Source organism: Marinimicrobium koreense (assembly GCF_003762925.1).
GTDB classification, from domain to species: Bacteria; Pseudomonadota; Gammaproteobacteria; order Pseudomonadales; family Cellvibrionaceae; genus Marinimicrobium; species Marinimicrobium koreense.
Genome location: NZ_RJUK01000001.1, coordinates 2,717,258 through 2,742,729, shown reverse-complemented (window position 1 = coordinate 2,742,729; position 25,472 = coordinate 2,717,258). Strand labels below are relative to the sequence as shown.

The following is a 25,472-nucleotide window of genomic DNA, read 5'->3' as shown; positions in this document are numbered from 1 at the left end:
TCCGCCGTAATCCCCTGTGGCTGTCGCCAACCGAACGGCACGATAGGCGTGCCGCTCGGTTCAAACGCGCTTACTTCTTCTTCAAGGCTTCCTGCAACAAGGCGCCCATACTGCCCATGCCGGCACCCTGACCACCACGGTTGCCCTGACGGCTCTGACCACCGCTTGATTTCGGCGCGCGCCGTGGGCCGCCTTTGGGGCCGTCGGTTTTCTCACCCGGCTCATCGTCCAGGCGCATGGACAGGCCGATGCGTTTGCGCGGCACGTCCACTTCCATCACTTTGACTTTCACCACATCGCCGGCTTTGACCACTTCGCGGGGATCTTTCACAAAGGTGTTGGACAGCGCGGAGATGTGCACCAGGCCATCCTGGTGGACGCCGATATCGATAAAGGCGCCGAAGTTGGTGACGTTGGTCACCGAGCCTTCTAGGATCATGCCCGGCTCCAGATCCTTGATGGTGTCCACGCCTTCCTGGAACTGGGCGGTTTTGAATTCCGGGCGGGGGTCGCGGCCAGGCTTGTCCAGCTCGCGGATGATATCGGTGACCGTCGGGACCCCGAATTTTTCGTCGGTGTACTCCGCCGCTTTCAGGCTGCGCAGAAACGCCGAGTCGCCGATCAGGCCCTTCACTTCACGGGCGTTGATCTGGGCGATTTTCTCCACCACGCTGTAGGCTTCCGGGTGCACACCGGAGGCGTCCAACGGGTTGTCGCTGCCGGCGATGCGCAAAAAGCCCGCCGCCTGCTCAAAGGTTTTGTCCCCAAGGCGCGGCACTTTTTTCAGTTCGCTGCGCGAGCGGATCACGCCGTTGGCGTTGCGGAATTCAACAATGTTATTGGCCAGGGTCTGGTTCAGACCGGACACGCGGGCCAGCAGCGGCGCCGAGGCGGTGTTCACTTCCACGCCCACGGCGTTCACACAGTCTTCCACCACGGCGTCCAGCTCCCGGGCGAGTTGGGTCTGGGATACGTCGTGCTGGTACTGGCCCACACCAATGGATTTCGGATCGATTTTCACCAGTTCCGCCAGCGGGTCCTGCAGACGACGGGCGATGGAAATGGCGCCGCGAATGGTGACGTCCAGGTCCGGAAATTCTTTGGCGGCAAACTCGGAGGCGGAGTACACCGAGGCGCCGGACTCGTTCACCATCACGCTCTTGGCTTTCAGGTCGCTGTGCTTTTTCAGCATGTCCTGAACAAACTTTTCGGTTTCCCGGGAGGCGGTGCCGTTACCGATGGCGATCAGCTCCACATCGTGCTTTTTGCACAGGGCGACGATCACCGCCTCGGCTTCGGCGATTTTGAATTGAGGCGCGGTGGGGAAAATGGCGCCGTGATCAACCACCTTGCCGGTGGCGTCTACCACGGCCACTTTCACCCCGGTGCGCAAGCCCGGGTCCAGGCCGATGGTGGCTTTCTGGCCCGCCGGTGCGGCCAGCAGCAGGTCTTTCATATTGGCGGCAAACACCTTGATCGCGGCCTCCTCGGCCACTTCCCGCAGTTCGCTGAGCAGGTCGGTTTCCAGATGCGTCAGCAGCTTGACCCGCCAGGTCCAGCGCACCACCTCGCCCAGCCACTTGTCCCCGGCCCGGCCCTGGTCGCGAATCTGCCAGTGATCGGCCACCATAGCCTCGCAGGGGTGGGCTTCGGTGCGCTCGGGCTCCTTCTCACCCAGCGTCAGAGACAGGTTGAGAATGCCTTCGTTGCGGCCCCGGAACATGGCCAGGGCGCGGTGGGACGGCACGCTCCTGAGGGGCTCATCGTGTTCGAAATAATCCCGGAACTTCTGCACTTCCTGGGACTGGTCGGCGTCTTTGCCCGGCGCCACCCGGGCGCTCAGGTTGGCTTCCTGCTTGAGGAAGTGACGCAGCTTGCCGAGCAGCTCGGCGTCCTCGCTGAAGCGCTCCATCAGGATGTACTTGGCGCCATCCAGCGCGGCCTTAGTGTCGTCGATTTTGTGTTCGGGGTTCAGGTACTGGGCCGCTTCCGCTTCCGGGTCCAGACTCGGGTCTCCCAGCAGCGCCTCGGCCAGGGGCTCCAGGCCCGCCTCGATGGCGATCTGGCCTTTGGTGCGGCGCTTGGGTTTGTAGGGTAAGTAGAGATCTTCCAGGCGGGTCTTGGTATCCGCCGCCTTGATGTCCCGCTCGAGTTCGGGGGTCAGCTTTTCCTGCTCGGCGATGCTCTTGAGAATGGCCTCACGGCGGTCTTCGAGTTCCCGTAGGTAGCGCAGGCGCTCTTCGAGGTTACGCATCTGGGTATCGTCCAGCCCGCCTGTGACCTCTTTCCGGTAGCGGGAGATGAAGGGCACGGTGGCGCCTTCGTCGAGCAGGGCGACGGCGGCGGCGACCTGCTGTTCGCGGCAGTTCAGTTCTTCGGCGATGCGTTGGGAGATGCTGTTCATGCGCTGACCTAAGGTTGAGAATCTCTGATTAAACAAAATGCCAAGGCCGCTCATTATCCGCAATTGGCTCCGCCAGACCAGTCTTGTTTTTGGGGAATTTTTGTGAGAGCGGCTAGGCCGGATTTCTGATTGTAGGTACTTCGAACAGAATGCTCCGCCTGGGTAACCCCTTGTGAGACACGCCGTGAACCCATCCATGGGGGCTCGATCGCCTGCCGTCCAGGCAGGCGACGGTCTCACAAGGGGTTACCCAGCCTCCGCGGCGTCAGCATAACGTTTCGGGAAATAGCACCCACACCAAACAACGTCCCGGACCTCAGTGCCATCTACGGCCTGACTATGCAGTCGCACGAAAGGTGGCGTAGGGCGGATAAGTGGAACGCATCCGCCGTTTCCCCGGTACATCAAAAGTCGCGGCTAATAAGCGTTATGGTGGCACTGAGGGTCGGGAAGCGAGGATACCGTTTCAAGACCGTAAGCGGCGGGATTCCGCGCGTCGAGCCCCCAGGGATGGGCTCACGGCGTGTCTTGAAACGGTATCCTCGCTTCTCGGCCCGGTCTGGATATTGGCCACAAGGTCGTTAGATTTCCGCGTCAAAGGTGGGTAACGGCGGGTGCGCTGTCGCTTACCCGCCCTACGCGGAAGAAAAAGGGTTGTCAGTTGGCGATCAGGTGTTATAGTTATGTATAACACCAGTTCACCAAGGGAGCCATTGTGGCCGATATCTGGAATGACGACCAACCCATCTACCGCCAGCTCTACGAGCGGGTGGTGCGGTTGATATTGCAAGGGGAGATCGCCGAGGGGGATGCACTGCCCTCGGTGCGACAGCTCTCGGCGGATTATCAGATCAACCACCTCACCGTGGCGAAAGCCTACCAGGCCCTGGTGGATGAGGGGTTGGTGGAAAAGCGACGGGGCCTGGGGATGTTTGTTCTCGCCGGTGCGCGTGAGCACTTACTCGCGCGCGAGCGCAAGCTATTTCTGGAGCAGGAACTGCCCGAGGTGGTGGCGCGGGCGCGTCGTCTGGGCATTGAGGGCGAGGCGCTGCGGCGCGCCCTGGCGGATTATCAACGGGAGGATAAGGCATGACAGCGGTGATTGACGCGCGCGGCCTGCGCAAGGCCTACGGGCCCAAAACGGTCTTAAAAGGCATCGACCTGACCCTGGAGCCGGGTCGGATCATGGGCCTGATCGGCCCCAATGGCGCGGGGAAGACCACCCTGCTCAAGGGCATTCTCGGTCTCGCCCGGGTGGAGGGGCATCTGCGGGTGCTGGGGTTGGATCCGCAGCGTCAGCGCACGGCCCTGATGGAGCGGGTGTCGTTTATTGCCGATACCGCCATCCTGCCCGGCTGGCTCAAGGTCAGTGAGGCGCTGGACTATATGGCCGGGGTGCATCCCCGGTTCGATCGGACCAAAGCCGAGGGTTTCCTGGCCAAAACCGGCATTGAGCGCCGCTCGCTGGTGAAGGAGCTGTCCAAGGGCATGGTCACCCAGTTGCACCTGGCGCTGATCATGGCCATCGACAGTCAGTTGCTGGTGCTGGATGAACCCACCCTGGGGCTGGATATCCTCTATCGCAAGCAGTTCTATACCAGCCTGCTGAACGACTACTTCGACGAACAGAAAACCATTCTGGTGACCACCCATCAGGTGGAGGAGATCGAGCATCTGCTCACCGACGTGGTGTTTATCGGGGATGGCGAGCTGCGGCTGAACACCTCGATGGAATCGCTGGAGCAGGACTTTGTCGAGCTGCGAGTGAGCGGCGATCGGTTGGCGGAGGCCCAGGCGCTGGGTCCGATCCATCAGCGTTCCATGTTGGGCGGTGAGTGTCTGATTTTTGAAGGGGTCAGCGCGGAGCGCCTGGCGCCTCTGGGCGAGGTGAAAACCCCGGGGCTGGCGGATCTGTTTGTCGCCAAACTGGAACGGGCACAACCGGGGAGGGCTGCCTGATGAACCCGATTCAATGGCGTCCGGTGTGGATGCAATGCCAGCGCGAATTCTGGGAATCCCGGGGTACCTTCCTGCGCACGCCCCTGTGGGTGGCGGCGGTGATCGCCGCGCTGATGGTCATGGGCATGATCACCGGCAATATCGAACTGAATGCGGCGCTCAACGAGCTGCGCGGCGCGCCCGAAAACCTGCAGAAGTTTGAAGACGGCGCGGATCTGGTGGGCGCACTGATGTCCGGGGATCTGTTCAGCACTCATCCCCAGGTACTGCGGGCGGCGCTGGCTGCCATTGCCATCCCCTTTATTCTGACGCTGCTACTGGTCAGTCAGGTCTACCTGCTGGGCAGCCTCTATTCGGACCGGCGTGACAAGAGCATTCTGTTCTGGAAATCCCTGCCGGTGTCCGAAACCCGGGTGGTACTGACCAAGCTGGCGTTCGGTGCGCTGGTGGGGCCGGGAATCTTTATCGGCGCCTCGCTGCTGGTGGGCCTGCTGCACCTGCTGATGTTGCTGGGGTATATCAGTTGGCAGTTGGGGGTGGATTTACCGGATATGGGCAGTCTGATCGGCACCTTTCTGGGCCACAGCCTGGCGCTGGTGTCCGGCTGGTTGCAGTTCTCACTCTGGTTCCTGCCGCTGTGGGCCTGGTTGCTGCTGGCCTCCGCCTACGCTAAAAAATCCCCGTTTCTGGTGGCCTTTGGAGTCCCGGCGGTGGCCATGGTGCTGGAGCTGTGGATACTGCGCAGTGTGGAATTGTGGCAGGCGATCTGGGTGCCCACCCATCGGTCCTTCGAAGGGCTGGTGCGGGCCCAGGCGCAACCCGAAGCCTGGCTGAGCCAGTGGGGCGAGACGCTGAGTGAACCGGCATTCTGGGCGGGTCTGGTGGTCGCGGCGGGCTTTACCATCGCGGCCATCTGGCTGCGCAATTACCGGTATGAGCTGTAAACTGATGCCCGCATGAAGGTTTGCAGGCTGGGAAACATATTAAGGAGACGATTTTGAGGTTATTTGGCTGGTTGCGGCGCGTGCCTTTGTCGCTGTTGATTATTGTGGTGGGCGTGCTGGGCTTCGTGGCGCTGCTCAATCTCAAGCCCCGGCCCGAGCCCCGCCCGGAGCCCGAGCCACCCCGCCCAGTGGTGGAGGTGGAGCGGGTGAAGTTGGAGGACCGGGCGCTGACCGTCGAGGCCCAGGGTACCGTCACGCCGCGTCGGGATATCCAACTGGTCAGTCAGGTGGGTGGGCAGATCATCGAGTCGGCACCGCAATTTGTGGCCGGCGGTCGGTTCCAGAAAGGGGATTGGCTGGTGCGGCTGGACCCTCGGGACTACCGCAATGCCCTCGCCCAGGCCGAAGCTCAACTGCGTGAGGCGGAGCGTCTGCTGGCCGAAGAGCGCGGCCGGGCCCGTCAGGCCGAGCGCGAGTGGCGGGATCTGGGCAATGCCGAGGCCAATGCGCTGTTTCTGCGCCAGCCCCAGATTGCCGCGGCCGAGGCGGCAGTGGCCTCCGCCCGGGCGGCGCGGGACCAGACCCAGTTGGAGCTGGAGCGCACCGAGGTACGCGCGCCCTTCGATGGTCGCATCCGACAGACCATGGCCGATCAGGGGCAGTTTATCGGGCCGGGCACGCCCGTGGCGGACGTTTATGAAGACACCCTCGCCCAGGTGCGCCTGCCCTTGACCGATGCTCAGGCGGCGCTGCTCAACCTGCCCTTTGGTGATGAACTGACCCAAGCGGCCCAACCATCGGTGACCCTGCACGGGCGAGCCTTGGGCGAAGACCACCAGTGGTCGGCCCGCTTGGTGCGCACCGAGGCCAGCCTGGACCCGCAGTCGCGCATGCTGTACGCCGTGGCGGAACTGCCGGAGCCCTTCAACACCGAGCGTCATGGCGCGCCGCTGCTGATGGGTTCCTTTGTGACCGCCGAGATTGAAGGCAAGCCGCTGACCGATATCGTTTCTTTGCCGATCACCGCCGTGTTTCAGCGCGACCGGCTGTACAGCGTCAGCGAGGACGGCGAGGTGGTGGAAAAGCAGGTGCGGGTACTCACCATCGAGGGCGAGCGAATCTGGGTCAAGGGGGATCTGCGCGACGGCGAGCCGGTGATCACCGACCGTCAGGGCTATGTCAGCCCGGGTGTGTCGGTCCGGATTGCCGGTGAGGAGGAGTCAACCCCAGAGCCTGCTGAAGACGAAGACGAGCCGGCGGAGCCGGAGGCTGAGGGCGGCGTATGAACCGGTTGATTCAGTGGTTTGTCGAGAACCGGGTAGCCGCCAACCTTCTGATGGTGCTGATCTTCATCGGCGCATTAGTGAGCACCAGCAAACTGGATAAAGAAGTCTTCCCGACGGTATCGCTCAACTTCATTGAAGTCTCCATGAACTACCCCGGGGCCGGGCCTTCGGAAGTGGAAGAACAGGTGGCCATCCGGATCGAGGAGGCCATCGCCGATATCGACGGCATTGAGGAAATCACCTCCACCTCCAACCAGGGCTGGGGCTCGGTGCGGGCCGAAGTGGTGGAAGGCTATGACCCCCAGCGGGTGCTGAACGACATCAAGACCCAAGTGGATGCCATCAGTACCTTCCCGGGTGACGTCGAGCGCCCGGTGACCCGGCAGATTGTCGGGCGCAGTTTTCTGATGAGCCTGGCGCTGTCCGGGGACGTCAGTGAGGCGGCCCTGAAGGAAACCGGCTGGCGGGTGCGCAATGAGTTGACACTGCTGGATGGGGTCAGCCATGTGGAGCTAAACGGCACCCGACCCTATGAGATGGGTATCGAGGTGTCCGAAGCCAGCCTGCGTCGCTATGGCCTGAGCTTTTCGGATGTGTCTAATGCCATTGCCGGCTCGTCCCTGAATGTGCCCGCCGGGGTGATTCGCGCCCACGGCGGCGATATCCAGATTCAGACCCGCAACCAGGCCTACACCGCCGAGGATTTCGGCAAAATCCCGGTGATCACCGCCGCCGATGGCACCCAGGTGATGTTGAGGGATGTGGCCGAGATCCGGGACGGCTTTGATGACTGGAGCGTATTCGCTCAGTTCAACGGCAGACCGGCGGTCTTTCTGGACCTGTCGATTACCGAGAATCCGGACATCGTCGCCTCCGCCCGAGAGGTGGAAGCCTACATTGAGCGGACCCGGGACATTCTGCCGGCGGGGATGACCCTGGAAGTCTGGCGGGATATGTCGACCCTGTACGAGAGCCGGTTGAACCTGCTGCTGGAAAACGCCATTACCGGCCTTCTGCTGGTGTTTGTGGTGCTGATGCTGTTCCTGCGCCCGGTGTTGGCGGCCTGGGTCTGCGTGGGCATCGCCACCGCCTTTGCCGGTGCGGTCTGGTTGCTGCCCTATGCCGGGGTGAGCGTGAATATGATCTCCCTGTTTGCGTTCTTGCTGGTTCTGGGGATTGTAGTGGACGATGCCATTATTGTGGGTGAGAGTATTTACACCCGCCATCAGCATGGTCTCAAAGGCACGTCCAGCGCGGCCAGCGGTGCCAAAATGGTCGCGACGCCGGTATTTCTGGCGGTAATCAGCACCATGATCTTTTTTGCCCCCATGATGGCTGTCCCCGGCGCCATGGGCACCGTCACCTTTGCCATCCCGGTGGTGGTGATTCTGTGCCTGCTGTTCTCCCTGATTGAGAGTCTGCTGATACTGCCTTCCCACCTCTCCCACCTGAAACCGGAACGGGAGAGTAAGAACCCACTGTTGCGCAAACTGACTCACGCCCGCCAGAAAGTGGCGGACAGTCTGGACTGGTTCGCCGACCGGGTGTATCTGCGTTACCTCACCCGGATGCTGGAACACAAACTGGCCACCTTGGCGGGGTTTGCGGTGGCGTTTCTGCTGTCCCTGGGGGTGTTTATCGGCGGCTGGCTGATCGTGAGCTTTATGCCCATGGTGCCCTCGGACTACCTGGAAGCACGGGTCACCCTGCCCGAGGGCACCCCATTCCATGAAACCACCCGCATCATGCGTCAGGTCGAATCGGCGGCCCTGGGGCTGGATCAGGATGAGGAGCTGACCGGCGGGAGTGAAGAAGACCTCATTGAAGGCATCCAGACCTGGGCCTGGGGTGAAAACGTCTATGTGTCGGTGGGCCTGGTCGGTGCCGAGGAGCGGGACATCGGGAGCCCGGAAGTGAGCCGCCGCTGGCGGGAACTGATCGGCGATATTCCAGAGGCCAAGGAATTCCGGCTGGACTTCACCATCAACGCCGCCGGGGACGATATCAACCTGAACCTGAGCATTGCCGATAACGATCTGGATGCCCAGCGCGAGGCCGCCGAAGCGGTCAGTCGGGTGCTGGCCCAGTTTCCGGGGGTGTATGACGTCGAGAACACCATCGAGAAGGCCCGTCAGGAAATCAATATCGAGCTGCGCCCGGCGGCGGAGTCTCTGGGGGTGACCCTCGGTCAGGTGGCCGAGCAGGTGCGTCAGGCGTTTTACGGCGCCGAGGTACAACGCATTCCCCGCGGCATTGAGGACGTGCGGGTTCTGGTGCGCTATCCGCGCGAGGAGCGGGCGCATATTTCCCAACTGGATCGGATGCGTATCCGCCTGGCCGATGGCACCCAGATTCCCCTGCTCGACGTGGCCCGCATCGACTTCGTGCCCGGCTACTCCACCATTGAGCGCCGGGATCGCAAGCGCACCATCGGTATCAGCGCCAGCGTCGAGGAGGGCGAGGACGCCAATGCCATCGTGGCGGAACTGTTGCGCGAACACCTGCCCGAGTGGCAGCAGCGGTTCCCGGGGCTGACCCTGTCCCCCGATGGCAATATGCAGGACCAGGCGGACTTCATGAGTTCGATGAGCAAGAACTTTGTCCTGGCGGTGCTGCTGATCTACGGCATCATGGCGGTCAACTTCCGCTCCTATTGGCAGCCCGTGATCATCCTGACCGCCATTCCTTTCGGCTTTATGGGCGCGGTCATCGGCCACCTGGTGATGGGCCGGGAAATCAGCATGCTGTCCATGCTCGGCTTTATCGCCTGTGCCGGGGTGGTGGTGAATGACAATCTGGTCCTGCTGGATCGGATCAACAGCCTGCGCCATCAAGGCCTGGTGGTGCTGGAGGCGGTGCTTCAGGCCGGGCGGGACCGTTTCCGGGCCATTGTGCTCACCTCGGTCACCACCTTTATTGGCCTGATGCCGATCATGGCGGAGCAGAGCGTGCAGGCGCGGTTCCTGATTCCGATGGTCATTTCCCTGGCCTTTGGGGTACTCTTTGCCACCACGGTGACCCTGATACTGGTGCCGACCCTGTACCTGGCCGCTGACCGGGTCGGGCAGCGCTGGGCGACCTGGCGCGGGCGTCGTCAGGGTCCAGACATTGATGACGATGGAGCCTTGAATGAACCAACCCCATGACGAAGACACCTTCTGGAACCTGGTGGACGAATTTATCGAAAACGCCAATCAGGCGGTGGACCAGGCCGGTGACCCGGCGCTGGTATCCGCTGCCCTGCTTCAGGCCTGTTCCCGTTTCAGCGCCTTTGTGGTTGCGACCTCATCCCTGGATCGCAAGGAGTACACCGATGAAATTCCGTCCGCTCTGTCGTTTTTGAGCGGCCAGTTCCGCGAGCAGTTGGAGGCGGACCTGGAGGACTATCGGGAGCATTACAAGGTGTACATCGCCAACGAACGTCCGGATGAACCCCTGCACTGAAGTCACATTCCAACACTTTTTTACGGTGTGGTGACGCCGGCTTATGCTAGCCTCCAGAGCGTCGTCGGGTGGGCTGGGCATCCAGCCAGCTTTACCCCGCGTACCCCAGTGTCACCTTTGAACTCGCCGACGGCTTTCGGATCGGCTTCGATGGAGTGCAAGCATGCATTTACCCAAGCTGATGGCCGGTGCCGTTTCAGCCTTACTGACTTTTCCTGCTTACGCGGATGTGGACTGGATTACCGGTGTCTGGCACAACGACCTCTTTGCCGGTACCGATGGGGGTGGCTACACCAACGGTCTCTACGTGTCCTGGTTTGACCTCGCCGACACCGTTCCGGAGCGGTACGATGTGCCGTTTCTGGTGATGCCCTTTGACGGATGGTTGCTGCCCGACCCCTATGGCGAACTGCAGGTGACCGAGTTCACCATCGGCCAGGCCATGTTGACCCCGAAAGATATTGAAAAGCCGGTGCCAGACCCGAACGATGCGCCCTACGCCGGTCTTCTGCAGCTGCGGGCGGCCTACACCGTTATCGGAGACGATGTGGCCGATACGCTCGGCGTCACCGTGGGCATTGTTGGCCCCTCCTCCGGCGCCGATGAAGTACAGCGGGCCGTGCACAAAATGGTCGGAGCAACCGAGCCTCAGGGCTGGGACTACCAGGTCAAAGACGAGCCGGTCGGCCAGATTGAGCGCACCCGGGTCTGGCGGTTTGGTCCGGCGCCGAGCGAAGAGCCCCATGCCGATCTGCTCCTGGTGGGCAGCGGCACCCTGGGCAACCTGGAGAGCGCCGCCGGTGCGGCGGTCATTCTTCGCTACGGCACCCGACTGGAGCGTAGCTTTGGTACCGCGGCCCAGATTGTCGGACGGGTCAGTACCCCCATGGCCATTGATGGCGGTTGGAGTGTCTATATCGGAGGCGGTGCGGAGTATGTGTACAACCAGATCTTTGTCAGCGGTGGCGGCCTGCGCTCCGGCCAGAGCGGTGATCTGCGCCACGATCAATACGCGGGTTACATCGGCGCCTCCTACGCCTGGGAGCGTTTCAGCCTCACCTTCAGCTTTGTGAACAACAGCAACCTGGACAAGAACGCCACCGCCCGACAGCGTTTTGGCGCCTTGAAGCTGGGCTGGAAACTGTAAGTCATGCTATGCCACACCTGATTGTCCTCGGCAGTGTCTGGCCCGAACCGAAATCTTCAGCGGCGGGCACCCGTATGGTGCAACTACTGGAAGAGTTTCAGCGGTCCGACTGGCGGATCACCTTTGCCAGCGCCGCCCTGCCCTCCCAGCACCGGCTCGATCTTCCGGCGCGAGGTATCGCGGAAGCGGCCGTTGAACTGAACGCGGACAGCTTCGACCGCTGGCTCGCCGAGCAAGCGCCGGATGCTGTGCTCTTTGATCGCTTTATGACCGAGGAGCAGTTTGGCTGGCGGGTTGAGCGAACCTGCCCAAGCGCCGTGAGGCTGCTGGATACCGAAGACCTGCACAGCCTGCGCGCCGCCCGCTGGGCACGGCTGAAACGTCGTCAGTCCCTTGCTGGCTCCGAAGCCGAGCGCCAGTCGGTCGGCCCGGAAACCGCCGCCCCCGACGAACTGTTTCAGGAAATGGCCGACAGCGACCTGCTGCAGCGCGAGCTGGCCGCGATTTATCGCTGCGACCTGAGCCTGATGATTTCCGAGTTTGAAATGCAGCTGCTGACGGATACCTTCGAGGTGCCGCCGTCCTTGCTGATGTACCTGCCCCTCTGGGCCTCATCCGAGCGGAACCCCCTGCCCTTTGAGTCGCGCGAGCACTTTGTCAGTATCGGCAACTTTCGCCACGCCCCCAACTGGGATGCGGTGTTGTGGCTGAAACACGACCTGTGGCCGCGCATCCGCGCGGCTCTTCCCGAAACTGAATTGCATCTGTACGGCGCCTATCCGCCACCCAAAGCCACCGCGCTGAACAACCCCCGGCAGGGCTTCCGGGTGCTCGGTTGGGCGGAAGATGCCCGCGAGGTGATGGGACGGGCACGCGTCTGCCTGGCGCCGCTGCGCTTTGGGGCCGGTATCAAGGGCAAGCTGCTGGACGCCATGGTCTGTGGCACGCCCAGTGTGACCACCTCGGTGGGTGCTGAAGCCATGGCTGACCAGAACCATTGGCCGGGCGTGGTGGCTGATGATGCCGACGCTCTTCTCGAGGCAGCAGTCTCTCTGTATCAGGACAAAACTCGATGGCAATCGGCCCAGATCCAAAGCCGGACAACTCTGGCCCAGCGATTTTCTCCCCAGCGGTTTGAGGGTGCTCTGCTCGATCGCCTGCGTACCCTGCAAACCACTCTGGTCGACCATCGACGTCGCAATATTGTCGGCACGATGTTGCGTCACCATCAACACCGCAGCACCCAGTACATGAGCCAATGGATCGAGGCCAAAAACCGCCTCGCCGCCCGTGACGATTCGCACAATAGTCCCTGAACCGTTAAGCTAACTGTGTACTAACGGTTTGCGACTCTCGAGTGTCGAGCCGTGCCACCGATACCGACTGTAGGTCGGGTTAGCCAAAAACGTAACCCGACAAAAGCCGGACAAAACCCAAAGGCCTTCTATACCATGAGAACACCCGCCATCCCCGCCAATGAGGTTGAACGCACAGCCGCCGTTGACGCCCTGGCGATGGTGCACTCCCCCGCCGAGGAACGCTTTGACCGGATCACCCGACTGGCGTGCAGACTGTTTGACGTACCGATTTCGCTGGTCACCCTGATCTCCCGGGACAAACAGTGGTTCAAGTCCGCGCAGGGACTCGGGGTGCCGGAAACTCCGAGAGATGTCGCTTTCTGCGCCCACGCCATCAACCATGATGAACTGCTGCTGGTCGAAGACGCGCGAGTGCACCCGGACTTCCATGACCACCCGGCGGTTACCGACGACCCCCATGTCCGTTTTTACGCGGGCCAGCCCATTCAATATCAGGGCCAACTGGTCGGCACTCTGTGCCTGGTGGATTATGCGCCGGGGACCTTAACGGAGGAGCAGAAAGATACCTTGCGCAGTCTGGCGGCGTGGGTGGAGAACGAGCTAAGGGTGGAGGCGCTCAGTGCGGAACAGACCCAGTTACTTGACGAGCTGGATGAAGCCCGGCGGAACGCCCTGATCGACCCACTGACCAAGGCCTGGAATCGCCAGGGGATGGACGTATTGATGCAACGGGAGTTGGCGGTGGCGCAGCGGTCGGGCTCAGATGTTTGTGTGATGCTGGTCGACGTGGATTATTACAAACAGGTCAATGATCGTTATGGACACGTCGCCGGTGACGAAGTCTTGCGAGAAGTGGCGCAGCGGCTCCGGGGTGCTGTTCGGCCGCAGGATGTGGTGGCGCGCTACGGAGGCGATGAGTTCCTGGTGTTTGCCGCTCAGTGCCCGGCAGAAATGGGACAGTTTCTGGCGCGGCGGTTGGTCGAGCGGGTCAGTGGTCGACCGGTGACGGCAGAGGGCGTGGAGATACCCCTGACTCTGAGTATCGGGGTGACCGCCGCCAATGCCGGCCCCGGCGTGTTGGCCACCAAATTGGTCAATGCCGCCGATCAGGCGCTCTATGAAACCAAAGCCGCGGGTCGAAACGGGATGACCTTCCGGGCTTTTGCTTGATCAACCCAGCGTTGGTTGTTGATCGATCTAAACATTTTTAATATAAAAAATCTTCAGCATTTCAAATCTGTCTAACCAAAAAAGATTCTGACGAAAGTCGTTTCGGGCCAGGACTTGACTGGCCCGAACTGCGAACGACGTCTCGTTTTTGAAATTTCCCGATGTGCTTGAATCGCCCCGTGAGAGAGGAGCGGTGCTGAAAGGATGCGTACAGCCTAAACCGACAACCATAACGTTAATCAAAAGGTTCAAGCATCATGGAAACTATCAACCCCAACCGGTTCTTACGCCGGTGCCTCGCCGTGGCTCTGTGTAGCTCCCTGGCCACCATCGCCCACGCCGATCTCGGCAGCAATCTTGCCCTCAGCGGCGGTGCTGACGGTTCGAGTAAAGGCGGTGGCAGCAGCTATGGCAACGTCAATGACGGCGATCTGAACAGTTACTGGCAGCCCAGTGGCACCAGTGGTGAGCGGATCGGCGTGAAAAATTTTGATGCCACGTTCAATACTGTGATCATCCGTGAACTCAATGGCGCCACCACCGGGTGGCGTCTTGAAGATCACGATACCAACGAAGTGCTAGCGTCAGGCTCTACTTTGGGCAGCGAGCGGGTGATCAGCGGATTTGGTGACCGACAGATGTACAAGGTCAACCTGGTTATTGAAAGCGCCAACAGTGCACCGCAGATTGCCGAATTCGAGATCTACAACGATTCCGACGGCGGCGGTAGCTCATCCAGCAGCTCCAGCAGTTCGTCGTCCAACTCCTCGGATTCTGGCGGCGAAACCGTTCGCTACGAGTCGGAAAACGCGGTCGATTTTGACGGCGTGGTGGCCACCAATCACTCCGGCTACAGTGGCAGCGGCTTCGTTGACCTTCTCAACGACAGTAACAGCTACATTGAATGGGTGGTCAATCAGGCGGATTCCGGCAACGCGACCCTGACGTTCCGGTACGCCAACGGCACTACCGCCAACCGTCCGATGACGGTCAGCGTGAATGGCCAGGTGGCGCATTCCAGCGTTGACTTCGAGGGCACCGGTGGCTGGTCCAGTTGGGACATCCAGACCGTGACGGTCAACCTGGCGGCGGGCAGCAATGTGATCCGCGCCGATGCCACGGTATCCTCGGGTGGGCCGAACTTCGATTACATTGAAGTCAGCGGCGGGGATGGTTCCTCCAGCTCCAGCAGCTCATCCTCGAGCTCGTCGTCCAGTTCTTCGTCCAGCTCGGTACCCAGCGATCCGGGTTCCCCGCTCTCCTGTCAGGAGGCCAACACGGTGCGTGGCTTTGCCTCCCTCGGTGGCGGCACCACGGGCGGTGCCGGCGGTGATGTGGTGACCGTTTCCTCGGGCACCGAACTGGAAGCGGCCCTGGATAACAAAGGCAGCAATCCGCTGACCATCTATGTCGATGGCACCATCACGCCCGGAAATTCCAGCGTGAGCAAGTTCGATATCAAGGACATGAACGACGTGTCCATCATCGGTGTGGGCAACAATGCCCTGTTTGATGGTATCGGCATCAAGATCTGGCGCGCCAACAATGTGATTGTCCGCAACGTCACCATGCGCTATGTCCGTATTGGCGACAAGGACCACATCACCATTGATGGCCCGTCCAGCAACATCTGGATTGACCACAACACCTTCTACAACTCGCTGGATGTGGGCAAGGACTACTACGACGAATTGGTCAGTGGTAAGAACGATATTGATAACATCACGGTCAGCTACAACATCCTGCGCGATAGCTGGAAGACCTCTCTGTGGGGCAGCAGTGATGGCGATGACTCCCACCGCCGGGTGACCTTCTGGGGCAACCACTGGGAAAACGCCAACTCCCGCTTGCCGCTGTTCCGTTTTGGTGAGGGTCATGTCATCAACAACTACTACGACGGCATACTCAGCACCGGCATCAATTCGCGGATGGGTGCCACTATCCGGATTGAAGGCAATGTGTTCGAGAACTCCCAGAACCCGATTGTCTCTTTCTACAGTGACGAAATCGGCTACTGGGATGTCCAGGACAACATTTTCTCCAATATCACCTGGGAAGAAGGATCAGGGGACGACATCATTGCCGGCCCCAATGTCCAGTCAACAGTCAGCTACACACCGCCCTACAGCTACTCTGCGCTTCCAGCGTCGGATGCCAAAGGGCATGTGCTGGCCAACGCCGGAGCCGGTGTGATCAGTAATTGCGTTGCACCCTGATCCCATCTGACTGACCCCAACCCGGTTTAGGCTGACACCCGCGGAGTTCGCTCCGCGGGTATTTCATTCAAAACTCTGATATCGCGACTCTCTCGCTATTTCAAACTTATCTAACCGGTTTCGTTGCGGCTAAATAAGTGTGACCTGGTTCACATTTTGGCTGGCTGAGAATGTGATTGAATCCCCGGTGAGAGACAGGAGCGGTGCTGAACGGACGCAAACCAAAAAACCATAACGTCAAACAAGGTTACGCACATGACAATCATCAACCAATCCGGGCGTATCAGCCGATACGCCTCCAAGGTCGTTTATTCCTCATTATTTTTTGCCTGTATCGCTCAAGCTGATCTGGGGCCGAACCTGGCGCTGGATGCCGGGGCCGATGGTTCCAGTAAAGCCAGTGGCAGCAGCTATGGCAACGCCATTGATGGCGACATGGCGAGCTACTGGCAACCGGGCTCCAGCAGTGATGAACGGATCGGTGTGAAAAACATCGGCAGCAGCTTCAATACTGTCATCATTCGTGAGCTGAACGGTGCCACGACGGGCTGGCGTCTTGAAGACCACGACACCGGTGAGGTGTTTGCCAGTGGTTCAACGCTTGGCTCCGAGCGGATCATTTCCGGCTTCGGTGACCAGAGCCTGTATAAAATCAATCTGGTGATCGAGAGCGCCAGTGGCGCACCGCAGATTGCGGAGTTCGAAGTGTACAGCGCGACCGACAGCGGAAGCGCCAGCTCATCGTCTTCGAGTTCGTCGACATCATCAAGTAGCTCCTCCTCGGAGTCGTCCAGTTCCGAAAGCAACAGCTCGGATACGTCTTCCGATAGTTCATCCTCCGAAAGTAGCAGCTCCTCTGAAAGCTCCTCCAGCAGTTCTTCGAGTTCCCAGCCCGGCACACCGGGTGAAGTGCTGTCCTGTGAACAGGCCAACACCGTTCAGGGTTTTGCGTCCCTGGGCGCCGGCACGACCGGTGGTCAGGGCGGGGATGAAGTGACGGTGAGCACCGGCTCCGAGCTGGCCGCGGCACTCAGTAACAAAGGCGGCGCCCCGTTGACCATCTACGTCGATGGCATCATTACCCCGGACAATTCCAACGTGACCAAATTCGATATCAAGGACATGAACGACGTGTCCATCATCGGCGTGGGCGATAACGCCCTGTTTGACGGTATTGGCATCAAGATCTGGCGCGCCAATAATGTGATCGTGCGCAACATCACCATGCGCTACGTCCGCATTGGCGATAAAGATCACATTACCATTGACGGTCCGTCCAGCAATATCTGGATCGATCACAATACTTTCTACAACTCGCTGGACGTGGACAAGGACTACTACGACGAGTTGGTCAGTGGTAAAGGTGAGATCGACAACATCACCATCAGCTATAACATCCTGCGTGATAGCTGGAAAACCTCCCTGTGGGGAAGTAGTGACGGTGACGATTACGACCGCCGGATCACCTTCTGGGGGAACCACTGGGAGAACGCCAACTCGCGCTTGCCGTTGTTCCGCTTTGGTGAAGGGCATATCGTCAATAACTACTACGATGGCGTGATCAGCACCGGGATCAATTCACGTATGGGGGCCACCCTGCGTATTGAGGGCAATGTGTTCGAAGACGCTCAGAACCCGATCGTCTCCTTCTACAGCAGTGAGCTGGGCTACTGGGACGTTGAAGATAATACCTTCAATAACGTCAATTGGGTTGAGTACCCCAGCGATGGCGTGATTGCCGGACCTGATGTGCAGTCCACCACCAGCTATCTGCCCCCGTACAGCTACAGTCGTCTGTTTGCGGCGGATACCAAGGCTCACGTGTTGGCCAATGCGGGCGCCGGTATCGTGACCGATTGCCTTGATGCGCCGGTCAGTGGCGGCGGGGAGCAGTCATCCAGCTCGTCTTCCAGCAGTCAGAACAGTTCCAGTGAGTCCTCTTCAGAGAGTTCGTCGTCCGGTAATTCTTCCAGTGATAGCGGTGAGCCGGTTGAGTTGGGCAGTAATCTGGCTCTGAGTGGTGGCGCCGACGGTTCCAGCAAGGGTGGCGGTACCAGCTATGGCAACGTCAATGACGGCAATCTGGCCAGCTACTGGCAGCCGAGCGGCACCAGTGGTGAACGCATCGGAGTGAAAAATTTCAGTGGTACTTTCAATACCGTGATCATCCGTGAGCTCAATGGCGCCACGGAAAGTTGGCGTCTGGAAGATCACGATACCAATGAAGTACTCGCATCCGGCTCGACCCTGGGCAGCGAACGGATCATCACCGGTTTTGGTGACCGAGACCTGTACAAAGTCAACCTGGTTATCGACAGCGCCAGCAGTGCGCCGCAGATTGCCGAGTTTGAAATCTACAACGCGACCGGTGACGTATCTGACGGCGGCTCGTCCTCCAGCAGTTCGTCCAGTGACTCGTCTTCCAGCTCGTCTGACAGCAGCGACAGTTCGTCCAGCGATTCCTCATCGTCGGACAGCTCCAGCAGCAATTCGAGCAGCTCAAGCAGTCAGTCGAGCAGTAGCTTCCCGGATTACTCTGGACCGCTGAGTAATGATTGCGTGGAGTTGGCTACCAACCCAAACGTCAACTGGCGCGATACATCGCTGCAGAGTGATCAGGAGATTGTGGAATGTCTGGCGCAGACTCTGGGCCGTGCCGTGGGCTATGGTGAAAACGCTCTGGGCGGCTATGACCCTAATGGCAACAGCACGCTGACTGTGATTACCAAAAGTAGCAGTGACTCGGTAGAGCAGCAGATCTTTGATGCCATGAGCAGCGAAGATCATCACTGGATTGTGTTCGACAAGAATGACTTTGCGCCCGAAACGGAAGTGGCCATGTACCGTCTGCACTGCAGCAACTCGGATGTTCTGAGCCGTATCGGTGGTACCGAGGCGGAGTGTGTCGATTACCGTCAGTGGTGTTCGAATCGCGGCTATAACGATCACGATCAGTGTCTGGAGGAGTTCTTCAACAATCGTCTGGACGATAAAGACCTTCCCATTCGCAACCCGGTGATCAGTTCCAATACCACCATCGACGGTCGCATGAGTAATGCCTACTTCCGCTTCAGTGGTTTTGCCATCGGGAAGGACAGCTCCGGTCAGCCGACCCAGACCGCCAACAGCGTGATTCTGACCCACCTGGATTTCCGCGGCGCCGGCCACACCGAAGATCACGGACTGGACCCGGACATGATTCGCTCTACCGGTGCGTCTCACGATATCTGGATTCACAAGAACACGTTTGACCTGACCGGTGACTCGGCGTTTGACGTGAAAGTCGGTGCCTACGATATCACCATGTCGTTCAACCGGGTGGTGGACGTCAAACGTGCCGCTTTGCACGGATCCAGTGATAGTCGTGAGATCAACGAAAACATCACCACTACCATGCACCACAATGCCTTTGTGACCCGGGATGATCTGTACTTCGATTTTGGCAACACGGCGCGCCGGGTTCCGCTGATCCGTCGGGGCACGTCCCATATGTGGAACAACCTGTTCATGAACTACCGCAAAGACATCATCAGTGTCCGCGTGGGTGCCGACCTTCTATGGGAGGACAATGCGCTGGTCATCAATGGCGACTTCCAGGAGAAAGACGATATCAACAGCGCGCTGGACGAGCTGCAGGGCAACCTGACCCGCGATGTCAGCGGCGGCAGCTACCGCGCCGATGGGGTTTACCTATGGTTCGGTAATAGCGCGTGCGATATCAACGCCTCAACCCAGCGTGCGCTGACGGATGCGTCGGGCAGTGTCGGTGATCTGTCTCAGCAGTACACCGTGGCGTCTCGCGATACGATCAATGATTTCCGGCTGGATGCGGGACAGGACTTGATTGATTACGTGAGCGCGACCGCCGGCAAGCACGGCGAGCTGCCGTTCAACTCGCCGCTCGCGGGCGATATTTACTACGTTTTGAGTCTGGGCAAGGTGCCCTGTCAGTAAACCCGTCGATTTCCAACGACGGCGAATCCCCTCGCTTGACTGGCCGACCTTTGTGTCGGCCCTTTTTTGTCCGTCTCAACGGTATTCCCCATGGCGGGCCGGACGTTACGAATTGATATGTCCGTTATTTATTGGTCTGGTGATGATTCAAGCCAGGGTCTGCGGCCGTCTTTGCGGCCGACAGGGAGGGTTTTGGCGGTGGACTCGATCCAGTCCCGGACTTCTTCGGTCAACTGCTTGCGATCTTTCCCCTCGCTGGAAATCGGCTCGCCGATCACCATCGTGATGGTGCCCGGGTACTTCAGGTAATCCTTATGGGGCCAGCATTCGGCACCATTGTGGGCCACCGGGATGACCGGGCAGCCGGCGGTGCAGGCAATATCGGCGCCGCTGCGGGCGTAGGGCACCACCTGACCGGGACGGGTGCGGGTACCCTCCGGGAAAATCAGCACGTTATTGCCATCCTTGATGGCCTGGACGCCCTTCTTCTTCACATCACGCAGCGCCTGGGTTTTATTGCTCCGATCGATGGCGATGGGTTTCAGTGCCGCCAGGCCCCAACCGAAAAACGGGATGCGCAGCAGTTCTTTTTTTAGAATGGTGGAGATGGGCTGGAAGAACAGTTGTAAGTACAGGGTTTCCCACACGCCCTGGTGCTTGGACATCACCACATAGGGTTGCAGATCGTTGCGGATATCGCCTCGCACCTCAATGCGGATATTGCAGCAGAACCAGAGCCAGAACATCACGAAGCGGTTCCACTGATTGATCAGCCGGTAGCGCCATTGGTAGGGGAGAAACGGCCAGATCAGCGTGCTCAGGGCACCAAACAGAATCCCCGATCCGTAGTAGCCAATATCGAAAATCGTGGTGCGGACGTAGAGAAAGGCTTTGTACAACACGGTTAACGCTGTCCTTCGTGGTCTTGCGGATCAGAGGCGGCGCCGGCCTGCTCGGGCTCTGACAGCAGGGCTGTCACCGCGGCCTCCAGGTGGTCGAAAATGCGCACCTGTTCCAGCTCGCCGGCATCCAGGAACGAAGCCAGTTCGGCTTCGGTCTCACGCCCGCGCCCGGTGCGCACCAGGCAGGGCTGACAGCCCTTGGTCAGGGCTGCTTGCAGATCTTTGCTGGTGTCGCCCACAAACCAGGCCGACTGCACCGAGGTGTTGAACACCGCCTCGATGGCATCGAGCATGCCGGTTTTGGGTTTGCGGCACTTGCAGTCCTCGTCCGGGTGGTGGGGGCAGTAAAAAATCGCCTCCAGCTTGCCGCCGTTTTCTTCCACCAGGGCGGTAAGTTTGGCGTGCATGGCCTCCAGGTCGTCCAGGTCGAAAAGGCCCCGGGCGAGGCCGGACTGGTTGGTGGCCACTACCGGTGTAAAACCGGCCCGACTGAGCCGGGCAATGGCTTCAATGCTGCCGGGAATGGGCTGCCATTCCTCGACGGACTTGATGTAATCGCCGGCGTCTTCGTTGATCACGCCGTCCCGGTCCAGAATGATCAGTTTCATGGTTCAGCCTTTCGCCGGAGCGAGCAGGGAAATATCGGCGACCGCCAGGAACAGGTCACCCAGTTGCTGCAGCAGTGCCAGACGGTTATTGCGCAGCTTGTCATCCTCCGCGTTGACCATTACCTGGTCAAAGAAGGCATCCACTGGCTCCTGCAGGTCCGCCAGCTGCGTCAGCGCCTCGGTGTAAGCGCGCTTGGCAAACAGCGGCTCGACGAGGGTTGCCTTGGCCTGTACGGCTTCGGCCAGGGCTTTCTCGGCGGACTCCTGCAGCAGGGCCGGGTCGAGCTCACCGGCCGGCGCGCCGGACTTGGCCAGAATATTGGCTACCCGCTTGTTGGCGGCGGCGAGCGCCTGGGCCTGGGGCAACTGATAAAACTCGTGCACCGCCTTCACCCGCTGGTCGATATCCAGAGGATTGCTGACTTTGCGCGCGCTTACCGCAAGGAACACTTCCACCGGAATGCCGGCGTCTTCGTACCAGGCGCGGAAGCGCTCGAGCATATAATCCAGTATCCGATCCACCAGACCATCGGTGTCGGTCAGTCCGGTGTGTTGGGCCACGGCCTGTTCCAACAGGGTGCGCAGGTCCAGGTCGAGTTGCTTGTCCACCAGCAGGCGAAGCACGCCCAGGCTGGCCCGGCGCAGGGCAAAGGGATCTTTCGAGCCGGTGGGCTGCTGGCCGATGCCGAAAATACCGGTAATGGTATCCAGGCGATCCGCCAGGGCGATAATGGCCCCGGTGGTGGTTTCCGGCAGTGCGTCGCCGGCAAACTTGGGCAGGTACTGCTCCTGCATGGCCTGGGCGACGTCTTTGTTTTCGCCGTCGTTGCGGGCGTAGTAGTAACCGGCGATGCCCTGCATATTGTCGAACTCCAGCACCATTTCGGTGACCAGATCCGACTTGCACAGGGTGCCGGCACGCTCGGCCAGTGCTTCATCGGCGCCCAGTTGCGCGGCAATCTGTTTGGCCAGGGCGGCGATGCGCTCGGTTTTCTCGAACACGCTGCCAAGCTGTTTCTGGAACACGATGGGCTTGAGCTGCTCACGGCGACTTTCCAGAGTGTGCTTGAGGTCGGTATCGAAGAAGAAGGCAGCATCGGACAGGCGCGGGCGGATCACCCGCTCGTTGCCGTCGATGACCTGTTCCGGATCGTCGCTTTCGATATTGGCCACGGTGATGAAGTGGGGCATCAGCTTGCCCTGAGCGTCCACCAGGTGAAAGTACTTCTGGTGTTCTTTCATGGAGGCAATCAGCGCTTCGGCGGGCACGTTCAGGAAGCGCTTTTCGAAGTTGCCCAGCAGCGCCACCGGCCACTCCACCAGCGCGGTCACTTCATCCAGAAGATCGTCGTCGATCACCGCCGTACCGCCGACTTTTTTGGCTTCCGCGTCCACCTGCTCGCGAATCAGGTCCCGACGGGCGTCCATATCGGCCAGCACATAGCCGGTGGAGGCCAGTTTCTCGAGATAGTCGCTCGGGTTGAACAGATCCAGCTCGTGGTTGTAATGGAAGCGGTGGCCGCGGGTGCAGCGGTTGGCGCGCAGGCCGAGCACCTCGGCGTCGACGATTTCATCGCCGTAGAGCATCACCAGCCAGTGGGCCGGACGGACAAATTCGGTGCGGCTGGCGCCCCAGCGCATGCGTTTGGCGATGGGCAGCTTGGCCAGAGCGTCATTGACAATATCGCCGAGCAGCTCCACCACCGACTGGCCGCCGGCCTTGGAGCGGGCCACCAGTTTGTCCGCCTTACCGTCATTCTCGGTGGTCAGCTCGGTCACGCTCAGGCCGTTTTTGCTGGCAAAGGCCTCGGCGGCCTTGGTGGGGTTGCCGTCCTGATCGAAGGCGATCTTGGCCGGCGGGCCGTAGGTGACCACCTCTTTGACCGGGGTCTGCTCTGCCAGGTCTCTCACCAATACCGCCAGGCGGCGCGGGCTGGCGTAGGCGTGAATGGCATTGTAGTCCAGATCCTGGGTGTCCAGGCCGCCGGCGATGCCCTCGCGCAACGCGTTCATCAGGGTTTTCAGGGCTTTGGGGGGCAGCTCTTCGGTGCCCAGTTCAAACAGAAAATCGGCACTCATTGGTCGTCTCCCTCTGCCGCGAGAAGTTCATTGCGCAGGGCTTCGGGGGCCAGGGGGAAGCCCAGGGCCTTGCGGGCGTCGAAGTAGGCCTGAGCGACGGCCCGGGCCAGGCTGCGCACCCGCAGAATAAAGCGCTGCCGTTCAGTCACGGAAATGGCGTGACGGGCGTCCAGCAGGTTGAACGCGTGGGAGGCCTTCATCACCATTTCATAGGCCGGCAGGGGCAGCCCCTCCCCGATCAGGCGCTCGCTCTCGCGCTCGTAGACATCAAAACTGTTGAACAGCGACTCGGTGTCGGCCTGCTCGAAGTTGTATTTGGACATTTCCACTTCGTTCTGGTGGAACACATCGCCGTAGGTGACCTTGTCGCCCGCCGGGTTCACGGTCCAGACCAGATCGTAAATGGAGTCCACCCCTTGCAGGTACATGGCAATCCGCTCCAGACCATAGGTGATCTCGCCGGTGACCGGGTAGCACTCGAGGCCACCCACCTGTTGGAAGTAGGTGAACTGGGTGACTTCCATGCCGTTCAGCCAGACTTCCCAGCCCAGGCCCCAGGCCCCGAGGGTGGGCGATTCCCAGTTATCTTCCACAAAGCGGATGTCGTGGATCGCGGGATCAATGCCCAGCTCCTTCAGCGAACCCAGGTACAGCTCCTGAATGTTGGCCGGGGAGGGCTTCATTACCACCTGAAACTGGTAATAGTGCTGCAGCCGATTGGGATTCTCGCCGTAGCGGCCGTCGGTGGGCCGGCGGCAGGGCTGCACGTAGGCGGCGTTCCAGGTTTCCGGGCCGATCGAGCGCAGGAAGGTGGCCGGGTGAAAGGTGCCCGCGCCCACTTCCAGGTCCAGCGGTTGCAGGATCACGCAGCCCTGGCGTGCCCAGTAGGATTGCAGGGCGAGAATCAGCCCCTGAAAGGTACTGACATCGGGCGAGTGGGCGCCGGCGGGGGTTTGACTGTCTGACACGGGTAACCTGCCTCCGAGCATGAGGTCGAGAAATTGAAGTCGCGTTATATAACGCGCCAGTCGCTAGGACGCTGATGGTGCACCAGGGCCCTGAGCGAAAACAGCCGCGAATTATAGCGGTAGTTGGGGGGTGATTGGTACGGCTGGTTGCCGTAAACTGCGCGCACTTTGGCGATTTAACGGTGGTTTAGGCATGAAAGAACGGTTCGCCGTATGGATGTTGAAGCTCCTCGGGCGCCTGCCGTTGTCTGTGGGGCGAGTGTTCGGCGGCTTTGCCGGCTGGCTGATGTGGCTCAGCAGTGGCCGCTCGGCCCGTATTACCCGGCAGAACCTGGCACTGTGCCAGCCCCATATCAAAGATCGGGCCCGGGAGCGGCTGGTGCGCCAGAGCCTCACCGAGACCGGCAAAACCGTCGCGGAGGCGGCGGCGGTCTGGCTGCACTCCTGGGAATGGCTGCAGCGGCATATTGTCGAGGTGGAAAACGACGAGGCGCTCAAGGCGGCCCAGGCCGAGGGACGGGGCGTCCTGGTATTGGCGCCCCACCTGGGCAATTGGGAGGCAATTGGCCCGTTTCTGGCCAGCTACGCCCGTTTGACGGCGCTCTACCAACCGCCGCGTCAGGCCGCCCTAGACAAAATGATTCTGCAAGGGCGCAGCAAAGACAATATCGATATGGCGCCGACCAATCGCCGAGGGGTCAGTCAACTACTCAAGGCGCTGAAGCGGGGTGAGATTGTCGCGATTCTGCCCGATCAGGTGCCCGAGCGTGGCAATGGCGCGGAAGTGGCGCCCTTCTTCGGACAACCGGCGCTTACCATGACACTGGTGTACGGTCTGATTCAGCGCACCGGTTGTAAGGTGGTGAGTGTGTTCGCCCAGCGGGTTCCAAAAGGTTTCAAAATGGTGGTTCTGCCCGCAGACGAACGGATATACGCAGAGGATGCGGCTGAGTCAGTCGCCGGCCTGAACCGCAGCGTGGAAGACTGTGTGCTCAGAGCGCCGACCCAGTATCAATGGGAATACAAGCGGTTTCGCCGGCTACCGGATGACTACGCGCCCCGCTATTGAACA

Annotated in this window: 17 protein-coding genes; 12 read left to right on the top strand and 5 right to left on the bottom strand. The window is 60.4% G+C overall.

The features are described 5' to 3' along the window. Nucleotides 1-70: 70 nt before the first annotated feature. The gene (locus EDC38_RS11855) at nucleotides 71-2,404 is read right to left on the bottom strand and encodes a Tex family protein (RefSeq protein WP_123638684.1); all 2,334 of its coding nucleotides are present in this window, start codon (nucleotides 2,402-2,404) and stop codon (nucleotides 71-73) included. Nucleotides 2,405-3,119: 715 nt separating this feature from the next. On the opposite strand from EDC38_RS11855, the gene EDC38_RS11850 reads away from it, so the two are divergent. The 11 genes from EDC38_RS11850 (at nucleotide 3,120) to EDC38_RS16555 (ending at nucleotide 19,843) form a co-directional block, all read left to right on the top strand. Continuing rightward, a complete protein-coding gene (locus tag EDC38_RS11850) occupies nucleotides 3,120-3,497 on the top strand; it encodes a GntR family transcriptional regulator (protein WP_123638683.1) in 378 nt (125 codons plus the stop codon). Continuing rightward, nucleotides 3,494-4,363, top strand: coding sequence for an ABC transporter ATP-binding protein (locus tag EDC38_RS11845; protein ID WP_123638682.1), 870 nt, complete (start codon nucleotides 3,494-3,496; stop codon nucleotides 4,361-4,363). The genes EDC38_RS11850 and EDC38_RS11845 overlap by 4 nt, the downstream gene beginning before the upstream one ends. After that, nucleotides 4,363-5,307, top strand: a complete 945-nt coding sequence (locus EDC38_RS11840; RefSeq protein WP_123638681.1) for a hypothetical protein — start codon at nucleotides 4,363-4,365, stop codon at nucleotides 5,305-5,307. Before EDC38_RS11845 ends, EDC38_RS11840 begins: the two co-directional genes overlap by 1 nt. Before the next feature lie 53 nt (nucleotides 5,308-5,360). Continuing rightward, nucleotides 5,361-6,593: an efflux RND transporter periplasmic adaptor subunit gene (locus EDC38_RS11835; protein ID WP_170162909.1), complete on the top strand. Its 1,233-nt coding sequence runs from the start codon at nucleotides 5,361-5,363 to the stop codon at nucleotides 6,591-6,593. Beyond that, entirely contained in the window at nucleotides 6,590-9,739 is a 3,150-nt protein-coding gene (locus EDC38_RS11830) for an efflux RND transporter permease subunit (protein ID WP_123638679.1), read from the top strand. Before EDC38_RS11835 ends, EDC38_RS11830 begins: the two co-directional genes overlap by 4 nt. Then, nucleotides 9,723-10,037 carry a DUF3144 domain-containing protein gene (locus tag EDC38_RS11825; protein WP_024461675.1) on the top strand — a complete coding sequence of 105 codons (315 nt, stop codon included), beginning with the start codon at nucleotides 9,723-9,725 and terminating at the stop codon, nucleotides 10,035-10,037. The genes EDC38_RS11830 and EDC38_RS11825 overlap by 17 nt, the downstream gene beginning before the upstream one ends. A gap of 163 nt (nucleotides 10,038-10,200) precedes the next feature. Beyond that, nucleotides 10,201-11,184 carry a lipid A deacylase LpxR family protein gene (locus tag EDC38_RS11820; protein ID WP_123638678.1) on the top strand — a complete coding sequence of 328 codons (984 nt, stop codon included), beginning with the start codon at nucleotides 10,201-10,203 and terminating at the stop codon, nucleotides 11,182-11,184. A gap of 8 nt (nucleotides 11,185-11,192) precedes the next feature. Then, nucleotides 11,193-12,500 carry a glycosyltransferase gene (locus EDC38_RS11815; protein WP_123638677.1) on the top strand — a complete coding sequence of 436 codons (1,308 nt, stop codon included), beginning with the start codon at nucleotides 11,193-11,195 and terminating at the stop codon, nucleotides 12,498-12,500. Nucleotides 12,501-12,635: 135 nt separating this feature from the next. Then, the gene (locus EDC38_RS11810; RefSeq protein ID WP_123638676.1) at nucleotides 12,636-13,673 is read left to right on the top strand and encodes a sensor domain-containing diguanylate cyclase; all 1,038 of its coding nucleotides are present in this window, start codon (nucleotides 12,636-12,638) and stop codon (nucleotides 13,671-13,673) included. Between the two features lie 257 nt (nucleotides 13,674-13,930). Beyond that, complete coding sequence (locus EDC38_RS16560; RefSeq protein WP_246004402.1) at nucleotides 13,931-15,889, top strand: pectate lyase family protein; 1,959 nt, start codon at nucleotides 13,931-13,933, stop codon at nucleotides 15,887-15,889. Between the two features lie 255 nt (nucleotides 15,890-16,144). Then, the gene (locus EDC38_RS16555) at nucleotides 16,145-19,843 is read left to right on the top strand and encodes a pectate lyase family protein (RefSeq protein WP_246004401.1); all 3,699 of its coding nucleotides are present in this window, start codon (nucleotides 16,145-16,147) and stop codon (nucleotides 19,841-19,843) included. Between the two features lie 128 nt (nucleotides 19,844-19,971). On the opposite strand, the gene EDC38_RS11790 is transcribed toward EDC38_RS16555, so the two are convergent. The 4 genes from EDC38_RS11790 to glyQ are packed head-to-tail and all read right to left on the bottom strand — an operon-like array spanning nucleotide 19,972 to nucleotide 24,400. Then, nucleotides 19,972-20,745, bottom strand: coding sequence for a lysophospholipid acyltransferase family protein (locus EDC38_RS11790; RefSeq protein ID WP_246004400.1), 774 nt, complete (start codon nucleotides 20,743-20,745; stop codon nucleotides 19,972-19,974). A gap of 2 nt (nucleotides 20,746-20,747) precedes the next feature. Further along, a complete protein-coding gene (gene gmhB, locus EDC38_RS11785) occupies nucleotides 20,748-21,353 on the bottom strand; it encodes a D-glycero-beta-D-manno-heptose 1,7-bisphosphate 7-phosphatase (protein ID WP_123638675.1) in 606 nt (201 codons plus the stop codon). Nucleotides 21,354-21,356: 3 nt separating this feature from the next. Continuing rightward, nucleotides 21,357-23,432 (bottom strand): glycine--tRNA ligase subunit beta, encoded by a 2,076-nt coding sequence (glyS, locus tag EDC38_RS11780; RefSeq protein WP_123638674.1) that lies wholly within the window; start codon nucleotides 23,430-23,432, stop codon nucleotides 21,357-21,359. After that, nucleotides 23,429-24,400: a glycine--tRNA ligase subunit alpha gene (gene glyQ, locus EDC38_RS11775; RefSeq protein WP_024461667.1), complete on the bottom strand. Its 972-nt coding sequence runs from the start codon at nucleotides 24,398-24,400 to the stop codon at nucleotides 23,429-23,431. Before glyQ ends, glyS begins: the two co-directional genes overlap by 4 nt. A 193-nt stretch (nucleotides 24,401-24,593) precedes the next feature. On the opposite strand from glyQ, the gene EDC38_RS11770 reads away from it, so the two are divergent. Then, nucleotides 24,594-25,469: a lysophospholipid acyltransferase family protein gene (locus EDC38_RS11770; protein ID WP_123638673.1), complete on the top strand. Its 876-nt coding sequence runs from the start codon at nucleotides 24,594-24,596 to the stop codon at nucleotides 25,467-25,469. Nucleotides 25,470-25,472 lie beyond the last annotated feature (3 nt).

Coding starts and splice junctions, on each gene's coding strand:
- EDC38_RS11855 (WP_123638684.1), bottom strand. CDS start 2,404: ATGAACAGCATCTCCCAACGCATCGCCGAAGAACTGAACTGCCGCGAA.
- EDC38_RS11845 (WP_123638682.1), top strand. CDS start 3,494: ATGACAGCGGTGATTGACGCGCGCGGCCTGCGCAAGGCCTACGGGCCC.
- EDC38_RS11840 (WP_123638681.1), top strand. CDS start 4,363: ATGAACCCGATTCAATGGCGTCCGGTGTGGATGCAATGCCAGCGCGAA.
- EDC38_RS11830 (WP_123638679.1), top strand. CDS start 6,590: ATGAACCGGTTGATTCAGTGGTTTGTCGAGAACCGGGTAGCCGCCAAC.
- EDC38_RS11825 (WP_024461675.1), top strand. CDS start 9,723: ATGAACCAACCCCATGACGAAGACACCTTCTGGAACCTGGTGGACGAA.
- EDC38_RS11820 (WP_123638678.1), top strand. CDS start 10,201: ATGCATTTACCCAAGCTGATGGCCGGTGCCGTTTCAGCCTTACTGACT.
- EDC38_RS11815 (WP_123638677.1), top strand. CDS start 11,193: ATGCCACACCTGATTGTCCTCGGCAGTGTCTGGCCCGAACCGAAATCT.
- EDC38_RS11810 (WP_123638676.1), top strand. CDS start 12,636: ATGAGAACACCCGCCATCCCCGCCAATGAGGTTGAACGCACAGCCGCC.
- EDC38_RS16560 (WP_246004402.1), top strand. CDS start 13,931: ATGGAAACTATCAACCCCAACCGGTTCTTACGCCGGTGCCTCGCCGTG.
- EDC38_RS16555 (WP_246004401.1), top strand. CDS start 16,145: ATGACAATCATCAACCAATCCGGGCGTATCAGCCGATACGCCTCCAAG.
- gmhB (WP_123638675.1), bottom strand. CDS start 21,353: ATGAAACTGATCATTCTGGACCGGGACGGCGTGATCAACGAAGACGCC.
- glyS (WP_123638674.1), bottom strand. CDS start 23,432: ATGAGTGCCGATTTTCTGTTTGAACTGGGCACCGAAGAGCTGCCCCCC.
- EDC38_RS11770 (WP_123638673.1), top strand. CDS start 24,594: ATGAAAGAACGGTTCGCCGTATGGATGTTGAAGCTCCTCGGGCGCCTG.